14 protein-coding genes are annotated in these 16,782 nt (G+C 44.0%); all 14 read right to left on the bottom strand.

Going from position 1 to position 16,782, the window contains the following annotated elements; all coding sequences use genetic code 11:
- Nucleotides 1–10: 10 nt before the first annotated feature.
- The 14 genes from spoIIGA to LQ216_RS15635 all read right to left on the bottom strand — a co-directional run bounded on the left by spoIIGA (nucleotide 11) and on the right by LQ216_RS15635 (nucleotide 16,489).
- Nucleotides 11–940 carry a sigma-E processing peptidase SpoIIGA gene (spoIIGA, locus tag LQ216_RS15700; RefSeq protein WP_230130412.1) on the bottom strand — a complete coding sequence of 310 codons (930 nt, stop codon included), beginning with the start codon at nucleotides 938–940 and terminating at the stop codon, nucleotides 11–13.
- 488 nt (nucleotides 941–1,428) lie between these two features.
- Nucleotides 1,429–2,565, bottom strand: coding sequence for a cell division protein FtsZ (gene ftsZ, locus LQ216_RS15695; RefSeq protein WP_230130411.1), 1,137 nt, complete (start codon nucleotides 2,563–2,565; stop codon nucleotides 1,429–1,431).
- 39 nt (nucleotides 2,566–2,604) lie between these two features.
- Nucleotides 2,605–3,900 carry a cell division protein FtsA gene (gene ftsA, locus LQ216_RS15690; RefSeq protein WP_230130410.1) on the bottom strand — a complete coding sequence of 432 codons (1,296 nt, stop codon included), beginning with the start codon at nucleotides 3,898–3,900 and terminating at the stop codon, nucleotides 2,605–2,607.
- Nucleotides 3,901–4,121: 221 nt separating this feature from the next.
- Nucleotides 4,122–4,484, bottom strand: a complete 363-nt coding sequence (locus tag LQ216_RS15685) for a small basic family protein (RefSeq protein WP_230130409.1) — start codon at nucleotides 4,482–4,484, stop codon at nucleotides 4,122–4,124.
- Entirely contained in the window at nucleotides 4,484–5,203 is a 720-nt protein-coding gene (locus LQ216_RS15680) for a DUF881 domain-containing protein (protein ID WP_230130408.1), read from the bottom strand. Before LQ216_RS15680 ends, LQ216_RS15685 begins: the two co-directional genes overlap by 1 nt.
- 156 nt (nucleotides 5,204–5,359) lie before the next feature.
- Nucleotides 5,360–6,061 carry a DUF881 domain-containing protein gene (locus LQ216_RS15675; protein ID WP_230130407.1) on the bottom strand — a complete coding sequence of 234 codons (702 nt, stop codon included), beginning with the start codon at nucleotides 6,059–6,061 and terminating at the stop codon, nucleotides 5,360–5,362.
- Nucleotides 6,045–6,842 (bottom strand): cell division protein FtsQ/DivIB, encoded by a 798-nt coding sequence (locus tag LQ216_RS15670; protein ID WP_230130406.1) that lies wholly within the window; start codon nucleotides 6,840–6,842, stop codon nucleotides 6,045–6,047. The genes LQ216_RS15675 and LQ216_RS15670 overlap by 17 nt, the downstream gene beginning before the upstream one ends.
- Nucleotides 6,843–6,991: 149 nt before the next feature.
- Complete coding sequence (gene murB / locus LQ216_RS15665) at nucleotides 6,992–7,900, bottom strand: UDP-N-acetylmuramate dehydrogenase (RefSeq protein ID WP_230130405.1); 909 nt, start codon at nucleotides 7,898–7,900, stop codon at nucleotides 6,992–6,994.
- Nucleotides 7,901–7,962: 62 nt separating this feature from the next.
- A complete protein-coding gene (gene murG, locus LQ216_RS15660; RefSeq protein ID WP_230130404.1) occupies nucleotides 7,963–9,060 on the bottom strand; it encodes an undecaprenyldiphospho-muramoylpentapeptide beta-N-acetylglucosaminyltransferase in 1,098 nt (365 codons plus the stop codon).
- Between the two features lie 186 nt (nucleotides 9,061–9,246).
- On the bottom strand, nucleotides 9,247–10,347 hold the full coding sequence (spoVE, locus tag LQ216_RS15655; RefSeq protein ID WP_230130403.1) for a stage V sporulation protein E: 1,101 nt from the start codon (nucleotides 10,345–10,347) through the stop codon (nucleotides 9,247–9,249).
- Between the two features lie 158 nt (nucleotides 10,348–10,505).
- Nucleotides 10,506–11,858 (bottom strand): UDP-N-acetylmuramoyl-L-alanine--D-glutamate ligase, encoded by a 1,353-nt coding sequence (gene murD, locus LQ216_RS15650; RefSeq protein ID WP_230130402.1) that lies wholly within the window; start codon nucleotides 11,856–11,858, stop codon nucleotides 10,506–10,508.
- Nucleotides 11,859–12,836, bottom strand: coding sequence for a phospho-N-acetylmuramoyl-pentapeptide-transferase (gene mraY / locus LQ216_RS15645; protein WP_230130401.1), 978 nt, complete (start codon nucleotides 12,834–12,836; stop codon nucleotides 11,859–11,861).
- Nucleotides 12,837–12,988: 152 nt separating this feature from the next.
- The gene (locus tag LQ216_RS15640) at nucleotides 12,989–14,458 is read right to left on the bottom strand and encodes a UDP-N-acetylmuramoyl-L-alanyl-D-glutamate--2,6-diaminopimelate ligase (protein ID WP_230130400.1); all 1,470 of its coding nucleotides are present in this window, start codon (nucleotides 14,456–14,458) and stop codon (nucleotides 12,989–12,991) included.
- A 108-nt stretch (nucleotides 14,459–14,566) separates the two neighbouring features.
- The gene (locus LQ216_RS15635; protein ID WP_230130399.1) at nucleotides 14,567–16,489 is read right to left on the bottom strand and encodes a stage V sporulation protein D; all 1,923 of its coding nucleotides are present in this window, start codon (nucleotides 16,487–16,489) and stop codon (nucleotides 14,567–14,569) included.
- Between the last annotated feature and the right edge of the window lie 293 nt (nucleotides 16,490–16,782).

Here is a 16,782-nt window from a genome sequence, read left to right as displayed (position 1 = left end):
ACGCATGATTTTACGAAGCATTTTGTTCCGGAATGCCTGTTAGCATTTTCGGATGGACGATGCATTGATACGACTGATCTGAAGACAACTTTTGGACAGTAAATGATATTAACCCTTTGTGGACATGGTATTCTTTTCCGTTGTGGTGGATGTTAATCCAATCCGGTTTAAAGGCTATTAACAGTTGATGATCGTTGCCAACCACTTTACTCGGGATGATCCTCATTCTTTCTGACCAAGTGTAATCAAATGAATCTTGGTGCTGCAGGAGAACGTCGGGATCGTGGATAAGCTCAAGCACGTCGTTTGGAATGCCGGTTACATCAATGCCTTCCAATGAGACAATCATGACCGGAGAGCGGTTCAAGGGATCATACAACTGATTGCCGCTGTCAATCAAGCCATCCACACTGCATTCAAAGCCTTCCATTTTCACATGTACCCTCGCCATTTGATCAAAGGTTATGCTGGTCATTTCCATACTGCCAAAGGCGCGTTTTGAGAATTGCCATGCGAGCGGAAAACCGAACATGACGAATATCCAGCTCACAGGATCTCCAAACCTGTTGATGCCGGCACCCATTCCCGGGTGCAGCGTATGGATATTAAATTGGAATAAATAATGAAGGCCAAGCAATATTCCCCCGGACAAAAATGTGACCAAATAAAGCGAAGCCAAATTTTTCAAGAAAACCTTCAACCTGATAAATCCAAAAACAGCAACTATCATGAATACGGAAAAGCTGAGCTTCATGTATAGGTTATCAACCAAGTGATGGTATGGAGTAAAGGCAAGCACTACAATCGAGGAGCCTATCAGCCCTCCAAAAATAATCCTCCACGCCGCCGCTCTTCTCTTTAAAATAATCGCGGTCCAATATAAGAGGAGGCAATCAAATAACCAATTCAACAGCCAGATAACATCTAAGTATAATGTCAAGCACTCCCCTCCTCGAAACTCTTCTATCTGCTATTTTCAAAAGTATATCGTACATCCCCGATGTAAGTGTGTCGCTTTTTGTATTGGAAACCAAAGAGTTTTTTAGTAATTTGTTCAAATTTTGTAGAAAAATTTTTATAAATAATTTAGATAAATAATCTAAAGAAAAACTCGTCGATTGACGAGCCGTAAGGTGGAGGTTAAACGTAGTTGAGGCCCACAGGACAAGGAATTCTACGACAGCGATGCATCACTAGCGCGGATGCGCTGGCGTCGGCGTAAGACATAAGGACGTGGCAGGTTTTAGCCGACGTTTCGCCTTTCCTCGATAGCTTTTCGAGGATGTGGGTCACACAGGCGAAGACATATGGATGTGGCGTACTTAGTCTGTGATTCTGCTTGATGCAGAAAGGAAAGGAAAGTTTATACCCTTTCTCTCAAAAAAAAGCCGCCCTAAATATAGGACAGCTTTCATTATAAGTATTCCATTAACGACGTCTGTTACGATTGCGAAGAAATGCCGGAATATCGAGTGCATCATCAGCCTGGTTTGTATTATTAGTACGCACCGGCTCGTTTGTTTCCTCGCGCTTCATTTCGCGTTTTACCGGTTGAGCCACAGGCCTGGTTTGACCAAATGCCGGACGGTTTGTTTGGCGCGGATTGACTTCAGCTTCGTTAAAACCAGTTGCAATGACCGTGACTATGATCTCATCCTTCAGGTTTTCATTAATGACAGACCCGAATATCATATTTACGTCCTGGTCTGAAGCACTTGCGACGATATCAGCTGCCTCCTGGACTTCAAACAGACTTAGATTGGTTCCGCCCGTAATATTCATCAGGACACCTTGTGCACCTTCGATGGATGTTTCCAGCAACGGACTTGAAACTGCTTTTTTGGCTGCTTCGGTAGCGCGGTTTTCACCGGTGGAAACACCGATACCCATTAACGCTGATCCTTTGCTTGACATGATCGTTTTCACGTCAGCGAAATCAAGATTTATTAACCCCGGAGTGGCAATCAAGTCAGAAATACCCTGAACACCCTGACGAAGAACATTATCGGCTTCACGGAATGCTTCAAGCATTGGTGTGCTTTTGTCAACGATTTCAAGAAGACGGTCATTCGGGATGACGATTAATGTATCAACGGCTTCCTTCATGGAAGAAATGCCACCCTGTGCCTGGGTTGCACGTTTACGACCTTCAAATGTAAATGGACGTGTGACGACCCCAACTGTCAGCGCACCTAAATCTCTCGCAATCTCTGCAATGACTGGTGCAGCTCCTGTCCCTGTACCGCCTCCCATACCGGCAGTAACGAACACCATGTCAGCACCGCGAAGCGCTTCCTCGATTTGTTCTTTGCTTTCTTCAGCAGCCTTTTTACCAACCTCAGGATTAGCACCTGCTCCAAGACCACGGGTCAGTTTACCGCCAATTTGCATTTTAATTTCAGCTTTTGATAGATTAAGAGCCTGGGCATCCGTATTGACAGAAATAAATTCCACACCCTGAACACCATGCTCAATCATACGATTTACCGCGTTATTGCCGCCACCGCCGACGCCAATGACTTTTATTGTAGCTAATTGATCTAAATTAGAATCAAACTCTAACATGATAATCCTCCTATTTGATGAATTCCTGGCTTGTATTGCTTACTCAAAAAAATAGCCGATTATTTTCTTGAATTTAGAATCACCTTTGTCAGCCTGGTTTTTCTCAGAACGCTCCTTTGGCTGAGGAGCTGCTTTTTGGCTTCTCATTTCGGTGTTATCATATATAGCAGGGGCCCTGACTTCAGATTCGCCATTTTTCTTCAAAGTTCGCTCTTTTTTGAAGGCATGTTTTATCAGCCCTACAGCCGTTGTATATTGAGGCTCACGCACACCGATATAATTCGGTTCAGCAGCTCTCACCCTGTTTTGGAATACATACTGGGCAAGTTCAAGAACACCAGGCATCTTCACGACACCACCGGTCAAGACAAAGCCGCTCGGCACGTCCCGATAGCCCAATCTTTCCAATTCATCTACGATAATTTCAAAGATTTCAGTTAGACGGGCTTCGACAATTTCCGAAATCATCAGTTGATTGCATGGCTGCTGCTGATCGCTGCCGATGATTGGAATATTGAAGACATCATCCTCTGAAGCATCATCATAGAAAGCATGTCCATGTTTGATTTTAATTTTTTCAGCATCATCCATAGTCGTGCGAAGAACGATGGAAAGGTCCTTCGTTACCGTTTCCCCGCCTATTGGGATAACAGAGGTATACTTCATATGCCCTTCTTCAAAGATTGCTAAAGTAGTAGAACCTCCGCCAATATCAATAAGGGCTACACCCAATTCCTTTTCATCCTTAGAAAGAACCAGAGAACCTGCGGCAAGAGGCTGTAACGCTATATCAGTAATTTCAAGCCCTGCCCGTTCGACACAACGCAGAGTATTATGTAATAGTGTCCGCAGCCCTGTTATTAAAATCCCTCTCATTTCAAGACGGACGCCGATCATGCCTCTCGGATCATTAATTTCGTCTAATTCATCCACTTTGTAATGAATGGGCAAAATACTAATGATCTCCCTGTCAGATGGAATTGTAATTAACTCCGCAGCTTCTTTTACGCGCTGTACGTCATGATCCGTAATTTCTTTGTTCTCACTGGATACCGCTACAACACCATGGCAAGGCTGAAGCGTTACGTGGCTTCCGCCGATGCCGACGACTACTTTTTTGATATCCATGCCGATCATTCTTTCAGCCTGTTCCACTGCCTGTTTGATGGAGTGGACTGTTTCATCTATGTCGACGATTGAGCCTTTTTTCAAGCCTTCTGATTTTACATTTCCTACGCCAATTATGTTTAATGTGTCATTGACCATTTCCCCAATGATAACTTTTACACTGGATGTACCGATGTCAAGACTTACGTTTATCTCATTGTTGTTCATTCCATGGCACCTCCTTCTGAATAAAACAAATTTGTTTCTTAAATCCATGATTATACCAGAAAAAACCTATTATATATAGGATAGTATACTACTGTACAAATTACCAATGGAAATCCAAGATCCGTCATTAAACAGAAATTTTTGTAAGGTATTGATGTTAAAATCGCGCAGGTAACACGTTTTTAATCTTTTACCTATTCGTCATGCATGGGTTTTTCCCTTTAATTTTTTTCAGCTTTTTTGCGGGAATCGGACCACCTGGACAACAGGATTCTTCTAATCACCGCTATGTTTTGGAAGAGCCTGACACCAAATGCAAATACAGCGGCTAAATACAAGTCTACACCAAGATGTACGCCTAGAAAAGCTAAACTTGCAGCCAGGATAATATTAAAGAAAAATCCTGATACAAATACCCATTCATCATAAATATCCTGCAAATGAGCCCTGATTCCGCCAAAAAGGGTATCAAAAGCGGCAAGCACAGCAATTGAGAGGTAATTGGAGTATTCTTCGGGTATTTTCAAGTCGGTGAGCAAGCCAAGCAGGACACCTATTAGAAGTCCGAAAATAGGAAGCCACATTATGATTCTCCCCCATTTCCTTCAATAGGTTCCATTTCCTTAACTCTTATCGTGTCACCATAAGCGGGAATGGTAACTTCCAGAGGGTTTGATATGTTGACATTCAAATTATCCACAAAAAAATTATCGACCGATTCGGAGACTTGGATACGATTCTTCAGTTCTTTGGCATCTGGAGCGATGACCTTTATTTCAACCGGGTAATCATCAAGCGAGAACCCGTCAACTTTTGTCTCTCCATTAACATCACGAATCACCGTTGTATTAATGATTCTTTGTCCATTTATGGAAATATGCTCTGCTTCATACATATTTAGCTCATTCACCAATCTCTTTAGTAAATGTGGTGAGACATTTTTCGCCCGTTCACCGAGCAACAGACTCTCCTTGGAAGGTTCAATCGTCAGAATAATTCCTTCAGAACGAATATCAGTAAGTCCTGCCTCCCTTTTCAGTTCGGCCAGCGTTTCCCGGAGTACTTCTTCCTTGCCAAGGCTTCGCTCAGTTTGATATTTTGCCAGCTTTTCTTCATGAGCGCCAATTTCCTTGATCAATTCAGATTGTTTCTGCTGCTCCTGCAACAAATCTCCCCGAAGCTCCCATGTATCTCTCGTATCACGGACTTCAGGATTTTTATGAGATTGAAATTGAATGGCAAGCATAAATCCGATAATAACAGCTATAAAAGTAAAAGCAAAATTATTTATTCTTTTCAACATTCCCACCAATCTTTCTAAAGGAACACGCCACGGCCTTATGTCTTCGCCTTCATGACCCACATCGTGTGGGCCTAAGCGGAAGCGCCCTGCAAGTATGGAAGAACGACTAACACCGCCACATCTTGTACGTCGCAGCTATACATCAGTCCAGAGGGTCTAGCTTCCCACAGTCGGATCCAGAATCATGTTATCCTGCCTCTCAAGCTTGAACACAATATTGTCGTTCACGAGCTGATCCTTTACCCCACCGGACAGATTTAGAGCAGCCGCCAATACGTCTGGGCTACCAATTGCGGAGATGATGAACGGAGCCGGATGTTGTCTGCCATCAACAGTGATCACCGGGCCATCACAGACAATGTAAGAATTGTGCTTCAATCTTTGGCCATTAATCGCTACCGCTGTCGCACCGGATATGTAGAGTTCATTTACAACGTTAAATACATGCTGTTCATGGACTATATAGCTGTTCGGATTTTCAGTTGCCTCATCCATTGCACCATCTTCGAGAGTCACTTCCACACCCTTGCCCTTCACTTTTACTTTCCCAAGGAACAGCCGATACTTCTCCGTATCTTCAGCTAAGTTAAAAAACACCCGGGCTTCCTGTGAAAGTTCTTTTTCGATTGCAGTTATATCCGACTGTTTTTGAATCAATTCTTTTTGCAATTCCCGGTTTTTCTCTTCCTGCTCGATCAGCTCAGTTCTAAGCTGATATTCTCGATCCCATCCTTTATTATCTGAGTCCGGCTTGTTATTTTCCCTTTGCGTCAAATTATACGAAAAGGCAACCATGAACCCCAGCACTAAACAAACAAGAGAAAGAATGACTTGCTTCCCTTTAACTTTCATCGGCATTTTTCTTCGTTTCCTTATCGTTTTTTGTATCAGGTGAATCATAAGCCTTGAAATAAGAACCTACTTCAAGATTAATGACCCCCTTGACATTGGGATCCAACTGGCTGATTATCGCCGGATAATGCACAAGCTTCTCTGATAAAGACCTGCTTGTCGCCCTTACCTCAAAACCGTCATTCATATATAAAGTTATCTGATAGTTGTCAGTTTTTGTGGGTGCTTCGTGTATTTCGGAAATAGAATTCAAAATCTCCTGCGGCAGCTTGCCCAATTCCCCAAGAAGCAGATTAAGCTCTTGACCTTTTGAAAATCCGACCAAAACAGGGGCATAAACAGGGATTTCCCCTTTCGGTAGAGGTTCGAGAATCTCACCATTTTCCAAAACAGGCTGGAAGCGGCCTTCTTTCACGACGTAGGCGAGCCGGTCTCTTTCAGTTATTGTAAAAACGACAGAATTTGGGATTCTTCTTTTTATATCAACCCGTTTGATTTCCGGATTCGTTTTTATTTCTCTACTGACTTGCTTTTTATCAATCTGCCATATATTCGTATCGTTTGTTAACCCGCTTAGCTTGACAACCTGCTCGGAAGAGATATAACGGTTACCTTCAACGTCAATTGTACGAATGTGGCTGAGCGGTGAGAGAAAATACATAACACACGCAATCAACACGAAGAACAAAGAAAGCAGCAGTATCATTCGCCGGTTGGCTTTTCTTTTTCTTAATTCTTTAAGCTTGGGGATGCGATCCTCAATGGAAACGATTTTCCCTTTCTCCATCCCTGTTCACCTCTTCCTGAAAACAAATGGACACCTAAACTACTGTTAACCGCAGCCTGTCCATATAAAAAGCGATGTGTCCTGAAAGCAGGACAAATCTTTTCCAGGATATTATATCAAAAATTCGGATGCATAAGTATGGTTACCGGCTATTTCCGTCCAATAATTTCAACTTCAGTTTCCATTTCGATGCCGTACTTTTCATATACGGTATCTTTTACATGCTGGATTAAAGCCAAGACATCTTCCGCCCTGCCATTTCCTGCGTTGACAATAAAGTTTCCATGCATTTCGGAAATCTTTGCCCCCCCGATGGAATGGCCTCTTAGGTCGGCTTCCTGAACAAGCTTGCCCGCATGATTTGGGAGCGGATTTCTAAAAATGCTTCCTGCACATGGCAGATTGTATGGCTGGGTTTCTTTACGGTAGTTTTTGTTGTTCTGCATTCTTTCGACAATTTCTTCGCGATTGCCTGAATGCAAGCTGAAAACGGCAACGACCACAATTCCTGGCCGTTTTTTCTGTAGGACCGAAGTTCGGTAAGAAAACTCCATTTCCTCTTTTGTCAACCATTCCAGGCTTCCGTCTTCAAATAACACATAAGCTTTTTTTAATATATTGGAGATATCGGAGCCGTGGGCACCTGCATTCATATAAACCGCACCGCCTACCGATCCGGGGATACCGCTCGCAAACTCAAGCCCCGCAAGTCCTTTTTTACTGATTTGCACAGACAAGCTTACGAGGGAGAATCCAGCTCCGACTGTTATCTCCGTATCATTTATCTCAAGATTATCCAGACCTTTTCCAAGCTTAATGACGGCCCCTTCAATCCCCATGTCTGATACAAGAAGATTGGAGCCTCTCCCAATAACCGTCCACTTAAGCTCAAATTCCTTTATAACTTCCATGGTTTTCTCAAGATTGTCAACGGAGGATGGCTCAATGAACAGATCAGCCGGCCCTCCTATTTTCATCGTTGTATGGTTGGCAAGCGCTTCATTTTCAAGTACTTTTCCTACCTGTAAGTCCTTCAGTTTTTCAACTGCCTCTTTCATGATAATCCTCCCAATATATGACTGAATAAAATGTTTGTTACATTGTATGCTTTCACTATGGATCAGTTCTTTTTAGCAATGTCCATGATTACTTGATACAGCCTGTCAGCTGCATCCGGCAGACCGAGGTCAATTGCTGCCTGTTTCATTGATTCAAGCTTCTTCTTGTCAGTGATGATGGAATCGATCGTGCTGATCAGTTTGCTGCCGTTCAGTTCCTTTTCGAGTACAAGCTCAGCTGCGCCGTGGTCGCTTAAGGAGCGGGCATTCCTTTCCTGATGATTATTCGTAACATACGGACTTGGAATTAAAATACTTGGTATCCCGAGTACCGTCAGTTCGGCAAGTGTCGTCGCGCCCGCGCGGGTTACCGCTAAATCAACTCCTGATAAAATTTCCGGCATATTACTCAAATATGGCTTAATCATCACATTTTCGGGGTTACCGATCAGTTCTATTTCCCTAGAGATCTGATCAAAGTGGACCTCACCAGTCACATACAAAACCTGATAAGATTTCCCTCTAAGCTCTGACATGACCTTTAAAACCGCTTCATTAATCGGCCTCGCACCGCGGCTTCCCCCAAAGATTAACACCGTGGGAATCGAAGGATTTAAGCCAAGCTTTTTTAATCCTGCTTTGCCTTCGAAATGGAGCACCTCTGACGCGCGAGGATTTCCTGTCAGGACGGTCTTGTTTTCCGGGAAAAATTGCTTTGCTTCATTAAAACAAATCGCTACCTTATCAACATATTTGCTCAAAAATTTATTAGTCAGTCCAGGTATGCTGTTCTGTTCATGGACAATGCATGGAATGCCGAGCTTTGCCGCAGCATAAACGACGGGTCCGCAGACGTATCCCCCTGTTCCAATGACCACATCGGCCTTGAATTCCTTCAGCATTTTTTTACTGTCACGAACACCCTTAAGAAATCTCGTGACCGTTTTCACGTTTTCGAAAGAAAGTTTACGTTTGAAACCGGTAATATGTATGGATTTAAACGGGATTTGTTCGCTAGTAACAATATCCTTCTCGAGGCCGTTTTCTGTACCAATATATAGGAATGAACTGTTTTTATCCTTATTTTTGATTTCCCGTATGAGCGCGAGAGCCGGATAAATGTGTCCCCCTGTTCCTCCGCCGCTAACAACAATCTTCATGTTTAGTCACCCCAACATCGTTCTGTATAAAAAGCGAAAAAAGTAAAGCTCTGTGACGCTTTACCCTCTATATACTATAGTCTAAACAGCGGGCAAAGCCAACCATTTCTTCGCTTTTGTAATGAATGGATTTTGGAAAATTGATAAAAAACTCCCCTAACAATGTAGAGGAGTTTGCTGTCTACCTTAATACCTTGAATATCTACTTATATTCAATAACACCCCTATTGCCATAAGCATGAGTGTCAAGGACGATCCGCCGTAGCTTAAAAAGGGAAGGGTGATTCCGGTAACGGGCATCAGTCCAGTGACGACCCCGACATTAATCATGACCTGAATCGCCACCATTGCAATGATCCCCACCGCCAGGAAACTCCCGTACAAATCAGGCGCACCCAGAGCAATCCGGATTCCTCGCCATAAAAGCAGCGCAAACAACAAGATAACGAGTGAGCCACCAATAAAGCCAAGCTCCTCGGATAAAATCGCAAATATGAAATCCGTCTGAGGTTCAGGCAGGTAGAAAAACTTCTGCCTGCTTTGGCCAAGTCCCAGCCCAAACAGGCCGCCAGGACCGATTGCGAACAGTGATTGAATGATTTGAAACCCGCTGTTCTGCGGATCCTGCCATGGATCAAGGAACGAGGTAATCCGCTTCATCCGGTAAGGCGCCGAAAGGATTAATCCTACAAACCCTGCTATCCCTAAAAGCCCAAGTCCCGCAAAGTGCCAAATCCGGGCACCGGAAATAAAAATCATCACGATACAGGTGCCGACCATAACTGTCCCTGTCCCTAAATCAGGCTGAAGCATGATCATGCCAAACGCCAGAAAAACAAGCGAAAGCGAAGGAAGCAGGCCTTTCTTGAAAGAGGTAATCAGTTTTTGCCTTTCAGAGAGGTATTTGGCAAGAAACATAATCATCGCAATCTTCATGAATTCAGAAGGCTGAATTGAAAAGGCACCTACCCCAATCCAGCTCTGGGCTCCGTTTCGTTCTCTACCGATACCCGGGATTAACACGGCCACGAGCAAAACGAAGCAGACGATAACTAAAACCTTTGCCCATGTTCTCCATGTCCAATAATCGATATTCATAATAAAAAACATCGCGGCAATCCCGACACCTGCAAAAAGCATTTGCCTTTTTGCAAAGAAGAAGGAATCGCTGAATTTATAATCTGCCCATATAGCACTGGCACTGTACACCATGATCAGTCCAATAGACAGCAGCGTTAATGTGACAAGAATGAGGATCAGATCGGGATGGGATTTTTTTAATGGCACAGAAATACACCTCTAGCAAGATATTAGAGCCGTATGAGCCTCGGACCTAAAAGTCCGCATCTGCCAAAAAAAAGCGATAAACCTTCTTATCGCTTTTTTTCTGAGGTGTCGAAGATGGAAGAAAAGTCTTCCTTATGCAAAGCTCGATGGGCAAGCCCTTATTTCAGTTTATGCACCGCTGTCATAAACATGTCCCCTCTGATTTCAAAACTTTTATACTGGTCCCAGCTTGCACAAGCCGGGGAGAGGAGAATGCAGTCGCCACTTTCAGACAATTCAAAAGCAGCCGGTACAGCACTTTCTACATTATCGACACGTTTTATATTTGTTATTCCCGATTCCTTTGCCACACGTTCTAGTTTTTCGGCTGTTTGTCCAAAAGTGACAAGCGCCCTGACATTTTTTAAATAAGGCTTCAAATCATCAAACTCATTGCCGCGGTCAAGACCCCCTGCAAGGAGGATGATTGGCTCACTAAAAGAAGAAAGAGCCATTGACGCCGCCAAAATGTTCGTTGCCTTTGAATCGTTATAAAATTTCCGGTTATCAATCGTAGCCACATATTGTGTCCGGTGGGTAACGCCGCGGAAGCTGCTTACCACTTTTTGAATCGCGTCATTGGACACTCCCTTTAGCTTACTGACAGATAGGGCAGCCAAAATATTTTCTAAGTTATGCTTACCAGGCAGGACGATGTCAGCTATCCGGACGACTTTTTCGCCTTGGAAGAAAAGAAAACCATCATCTGCATAAGCTCCATTTTCATATTTCTTGCTAGCTGAAAATGGTATTAATTGGGCGTTCGAGCGCTCGGCCATTTCAGAAACTTCTTTCTGGTCACCATTATAGATAAAAAACTGCTTATCTGTCTGATTTTTGGTTATGTTCTCTTTCGCGTGGGCGTATTCTTCCTTCGAACTATGATAGTCAAGGTGAGCATCAAATAAATTCGTCATTACGGCAATTTCTGGTTGGAATTCTTCTATCCCCATAAGCTGGAAGGAAGAAAGCTCGATTACGATCGTATTCTCCGCCTCAGCCTCCTCTGCCACACCGGAAGCGACCGTGCCAATGTTACCGGCGATCAGCGGCAGCTTTCCTCCCTCTATTAGCATTTCGTAAATCAAAGTCGTCGTCGTTGTTTTTCCGTTCGTGCCGGTAATCCCTACGAACGGCGCCTCGCTTATTTGATAGGCAAGCTCCACCTCAGTAATAACGGTTATCCCCTTCTCTATCGCTCCTTTAATAAGAGGGTTCGTATATGGAATGCCGGGGTTTTTTACGATTAGTTCGAAGCCCTCATCTAGCAGTTCAATCGGATGGCTTCCACATATGACCTTAATGCCCTGTTCAAGCAATCCTTGCGCCTCTGGATTTTCAGAAAGAGGCAACACATCATTCACAGTAACAAAGGCCCCGAGCTTATGCAAAAGAGAAGCTGCCGTTACACCGCTTTTTGCCAGCCCTAATACGAGTATTTTTTTTCTTAAATATTTATCAGTCTGTTTCAATTATAACCACACCTCTAAGTAGATTCCGAGTATCGCCGCAAGCAGGCCTACAGACCAAAAGGTCACGACCACTCTCCATTCAGACCAGCCGACAAGCTCATAATGATGATGCAAAGGACTCATCTTAAAAATCCGCTTTCCCCTTAACTTGAAAGAAGCGACTTGCAGGATGACGGACAGCGTTTCGATGACAAACACAAGCCCGATGATGACAAGCATAAGCTCAAGTTTTGTTAGTAAAGCAATCGTTGCGATTGCCCCCCCGAGCGCAAGCGAGCCAGTATCCCCCATAAATACCTTTGCGGGATGGGCATTAAATACTAAAAAGCCAAGCACCGCTCCCACGACTGCAACAGAAAAGATGGCTACGTCATATTGCGACTGATTCCAGGCAAGCACCGCATACGCACCAAACGCGATAGCTGCTGTTCCTGAAACCAGCCCGTCCAACCCATCCGTCAGATTTACGGCATTCGAAAAACCGACAAGCCAAAAAATGATCACAAGCACATAGAACCAGCCGAGATTAATCGACAAAGCGGTTCCCGGAATCGAAATATCCGGCACGAATTCATCAGTTTGTCTGTAAACAAAATAAAAAATGACTGCTATGATAATCTGGCCGAATAACTTCTGGCGTGAAGTCAAGCCCAGGTTTCTTTTCATGACCACCTTGATAAAATCATCAAGAAATCCGAGGCATCCGAAACCAAGAGTGACAAACAGAAGAAGATAGGTTCTCACGGATGGCTCCGAAAACTTAAAAGTCATGACCAATGTCGCCAATGTGATAGACAAGAGGATGACAATGCCTCCCATTGTTGGTGTACCGGTCTTCTTTTGATGTGATTCAGGTCCTTCCTCGCGAATACTTTGCCCAAACTTCAGTCTTCTTAGAAACGGGATAAATATAGGAGAGAGAAGAACCGTTATTAGAAACCCCATTAGTATTGTATAAAAAATAACCTGCTGCAACATGCCTTACTCCCTCATTCCTGACGCAATTAAGCTATTCATAATATTCATGTGTATTTCATCACTTTCATGATATGTTATCGTTGTTTTTTTCAGAATGCAATTGTTACATTTATTGATAATCATTCTTTACGCTCGCCGCATTCTTCAACTTTTCATTTAATTTTATTAGCTACAATCGCTGCTTTTGCTTCAATCCTATCATCAAAATCGAGAACCTCATCGCCGATGATTTGATAGGTTTCATGACCTTTTCCGGCAATGATGATTACATCCCCCGCATTTGCCTCTGATACAGCATGCTGTATCGCTTCTTTTCTGTCTGCGATTACCAGATAAGATTTGCCTTCGACACCTTTTTCCATGTCCCGAAGAATCTCGTGCAGGTTCTCGCTTCGCGGGTTATCCGAAGTAAAAATGGGATCCGTCGCCAAATCACATGCTATTTTCGCCATGATCGGCCGTTTTGTTTTATCGCGGTCCCCACCACAGCCGATAATCACAAAGATCCTCTTCTCGGCAAATTCTCCAACCGTCTTCAACACATTTTCAAGGCTGTCAGGGGTATGGGCATAATCAACAATTACCGAAAAATCCTGTCCGGCTTGGACAAGTTCAAACCTTCCCGACACTCCTTCAACCTCTTCGATCGAAGCAAGTATTTGATCGAGGCCGACTCCCGCGCACATCGCAGCTCCCAGTGCAGCCAACACGTTATATACGCTGAATTTCCCTACGAGCTTCAATGTAACCTTTCTCATTTCCTGAGGGGTCTCAAGTAAAAATTCGGTACCCTCTGATGTAATGTTGATTTTTTTTGCCCTTATATCTGCGTCCTTATCAATCCCGTAAGTCAGCACATGAGCTGCGGTCCATTTTTTGTAATCCTCAGTCGCTTCGTCATCCGCGTTTAAAACGGCAAATTTCGGCTTTCCCTCGATAAAGGCATTGCCAAGCTGGGAAAAAAACAAGGATTTCGCATACTTATAACGTTCCATCGTTCCGTGGAAGTCCAAATGGTCCTGGGTAAGATTCGTAAACACGGCAATGTCAAAATCACAGCCATGTATCCTGCCGAGTTCAAGGGCATGTGACGAGACCTCCATAATCGCCGTTTCTACGCTGCTTTCTTCCATTTCATGAAAGACCTTTTGGAGCGTTGCGCTGTCTGGGGTCGTGTTCCGGGTATTGTAGATTTTCTCTCCGACTTTTGTATACATCGTACCGATCAATCCGGTCTTTTGGTCGGCGTCATGAAAGATTTTTTCTAGTAAATGGCTTGTTGTCGTTTTGCCGTTCGTTCCCGTTATCCCGATCAGTCGGAGCTTCTGGGTCGGATGGCCGTATAAGGCATCCGCAAGCACAGCCATCGCCCGCTGTGTATCCTTCACGACGATTACCGGCACCGACAGAGACATCTCTCTTTCAGCTAAGACGGCGGCAGCGCCTGCTTTGACAGCGCGGGCGGCATAATCATGACCGTCTACTGTGTAGCCCTTAACGCAAATAAATAAACTTCCTGCTTTCACTTGCCGATTATCATGTTCGATGGATGTGATATCCGGGTTGTCTCCTGTATATTTGGAAAATGAGTGCAAGTAAGAAAGTAAAGTGTGGAGCTTCATTTTTTTCCATTCCTCTCAAGCCTGACTTGAGGCATTAGTAATTTTTTATTCAGTAAAGAAAGCGGCTGAAAGTACCCAGCCGCTTTTCTGCCATTTATTATTTTATACTTATTCTGTGCTTTCGCCAAGATATATTCTTATAGTTGAGCCTACTTTTACCTTCACTCCCGGTTCGGGTGACTGTTTTACCACGTTCTCTCCTTGTCCGGCGACATCCAGTCTTAAATCGATCAGCTGTGTTTGCAAATCTTTCCTACTCATCCCGACAAGCTCAGGAACTTCCACCATAATCGGATCTCCGTATTTTTTTTCTTTTTCTATCTGTTCTTTACGAGGTTCCACCTTCAACGCTCGCAAAACATCTTCCATGATTTTACCGACAATCGGTGCTGAAACAGTGCTTCCGAATTGTCTGACACCTTTCGGATTGTCAACAGCTACATAAACGACAATTTCCGGCTTATCGGCAGGGGCAAAGCCGACGAAAGAGACAATATGGTTATTTTCCAAATAGCGGCCTCCCTGCGCTTTTTGGGCGGTACCTGTTTTTCCCCCAACACGGTACGATTCAACAAAAGCTCCTCTTCCGCTTCCTTTGGCGACGACAGATTCTAGGGCACCACGGATTTGCTTGGACGTTTCTTCTGAAATGACATTCCTTTTTGATTGAGGTGTTTTCCTCATGACGACTTCGCCCGTTACGGGGTCAACGAGTTCCTTGGCGACATATGGTGTGTATAGCGTGCCTCCATTGACCGCGGCAGAAACGGCTGCGACCTGCTGGATCGGAGTAACGGAAACACCTTGTCCGAAAGCAGTCGTTGCTTGCTCAACAGGACCGACCCGATCCATTTTGAACATGATTCCAGTACTCTCGCCTTGAAGGTCGATTCCAGTTTTTTGGCCAAAACCGAAATCTTTAATGTATTTAAAAAGGGTATCTTTTCCTAAGCGACTGCCCAACTCCACAAATCCAGGGTTGCAAGAGTTTTCGACAACTTCCAAAAAAGATTGTGAGCCATGTCCGCCTCTTTTCCAGCAATGGAGCGTGGCACCTCCCACCTTCACATGTCCTGAATCAAAGAAATGGTCGTCTAGTAAATTCACCTTTTTTTCCTCAAGAGCAGCGGCCAAGGTAATGATTTTAAAGGTAGATCCAGGCTCATAGGTGCTCCATACCGGTAAATTTCGGTTATAGATTTCCTGAGGTACATTCCTGAAGTTCGTCGGATCAAAAGAAGGCTTGCTTGACATCGCAAGGATTTCCCCGTTAGTAGGATTCATGGCAATGGCAACGATGCCATCCGGTTTATAGGTCGCCTCCGCGATTTCAAGCTCCCTTTCTATAATTGTCTGAATTTTATTATCGATCGTAAGCTTTAGGTTCAAGCCATTTTTAGGCGGTTTGTAATCATCCGCCATGTTTTCCATCCGCTTTCCCTTGGCGTCTGAATAAAACTTAACATACCCCTTCTCTCCTTTTAATTCCTCATCATAGGAAAGCTCAATTCCTGTAAGCCCCTGATTATCAACACCGGCAAAACCGAGAACATGAGACAGATAGGATCCAAAAGGGTAATGGCGTTTGGAATCCTCGGCTATGTATATGCCTTTTAAACCGAGTGCCTTGATTTCTTTGGCTTTTTCATGAGAAATCTTTCTTCCTTTGGAAAGGCGGATATACATTTCACCTTTTGTGATTTCTTTATAAGCCGTTTCTTTAGGCATGTCCAAAATACCTGCAAGCTTCCCGGCAGTCTCGGCAGGATCTTCTACTTGCCTGGGAACGACATAAACAGTCGGCGCGGAAACATTCGTGGCAAGCGGGACGCCGTTACGGTCAAGAATTTCTCCCCGCTGAGGCTCAAACGGAATATCACGGCTCCATGATTCCTTTGCCTGTCCAGTGAGCCATTCCCCTAAATAAAGCTGGACAATTCCCAGGCGGATATCAATGATAAGAAATATGCCCAAGCCTACCAATAACGCTATCAACAGCCTCTTTCTGACCGTCACATTAGAAACACGCAAAAAAAGCACCTACCTCCATTTCAGCATGTTCAACTATATGCTCGTCCGAACCAACCTAGAACCTTGTAACAAAACTCAGCGATTGGCAGTCTTTTAACGGAAAGTTCAATATTGTAGCGAGTTTTTTGCTGATTGAAGTAGATTGATGAGGTTTATAGGGGCATTTTCATTCTGTTGCCGGGCCCATTTTTTGTTGCCGGAATTTTCATTTTGTTGCCGCTTATTTCATTTTGTTGCCGGAACAGGGACTTTCGTTGCCGGATTATAGTTTTTGTTGCCTGCCCCTGTTTTTG

Source organism: Bacillus sp. CECT 9360 (assembly GCF_918741275.1).
In the GTDB taxonomy this organism is placed as follows: Bacteria; Bacillota; Bacilli; order Bacillales; family DSM-1321; genus Peribacillus.
The sequence above is the reverse complement of the archived record's forward strand: the minus strand, read 5'-3'. Positions and strand labels throughout refer to the sequence as shown.